Source organism: Streptomyces sp. ATLC9 (assembly GCF_057196705.1).
Genome location: NZ_JBXUOY010000540.1, coordinates 1 through 877 on the forward strand (window position 1 = coordinate 1; position 877 = coordinate 877).

The window sequence follows — 877 nt, forward strand, 5'->3', positions numbered from 1 at the left end:
CGGCAGACCTCCGGCGGCGAGGGCGGCGCGCCGGTGGCCGCCGCCCGCGCGGGAGGTCTCGCGGCGGCGCTGGTGCTGCGCGCTCCCTTCCTGGTGGTGGTGACCGCCGTCCTGGTCACCGCGGGGCTGCGGGCCCTGGGGCAGCCGTCCCGGCCCGTCCGGCCCTCCGCCGTCGGAAGGGGGCGGCCGGGCGGGCGGATACTGGGGGTATGCGTTTGACGGTCTTCTGGGAGCGGATGGCGGCCCACTTCGGTGAGGCGTACGCCGACTCCTTCGCACGTGATCATGTGATGTCCGAGCTGGGCGGCCGGACGGTCCACGAGGCGCTGGAGGCGGGGTGGGGGGCGAAGGAGGTCTGGCGCGCGGTCTGCGTGGCCGTGGACGTGCCCGCCGAGCTGAGGTGAGGGCCGGGGGCGACCGCGCGCCGCCCCGGTGGCCGACGACCGCGCGGGACGCTCCTGAGCTGCCGGTTTCCTGAACCCTCCGGGTTGTCCACAGGGGCGCGGAGCAATTTGACACAAAAATCGAACAGCTATTCTCATGGATGAGCCGGGCTGCCGGGGACGGTGTCCGGGCCGATTGTCAGTGGCAGGCGCTAGCGTCTTCTGATGTGAAGCGATCGACTCAAGCGAACCGGGTGGCACCCATGGCAGGAAACGACCGCGAGAAGGCGCTCGACGCCGCGCTCGCACAGATTGAACGGCAGTTCGGCAAGGGCGCGGTGATGCGCCTGGGCGAGCGGCCGAACGAGCCCGTCGAGGTGATCCCGACCGGGTCGACCGCTCTGGACGTGGCGCTGGGTGTGGGCGGTCTGCCGCGCGGCCGGGTGGTGGAGGTCTACGGGCCGGAGTCCTCCGGCAAGACCACGCTGACCCTG

The 877-nt window shown here is 72.4% G+C and carries 1 protein-coding gene and 2 pseudogenes; all 3 read left to right on the forward strand.

What is annotated here, in order from left to right; genetic code table 11:
- Positions 1-141: pseudogene (locus AC2CJA_RS26920) on the forward strand (AzlD domain-containing protein); the annotation flags it as partial.
- Between the two features lie 68 nt (positions 142-209).
- Positions 210-404, forward strand: coding sequence for a DUF3046 domain-containing protein (locus AC2CJA_RS26925; protein ID WP_093663386.1), 195 nt, complete (start codon positions 210-212; stop codon positions 402-404).
- 242 nt (positions 405-646) lie between these two features.
- A pseudogene (locus AC2CJA_RS26930) lies at positions 647-877 on the forward strand (recombinase RecA); the annotation flags it as partial.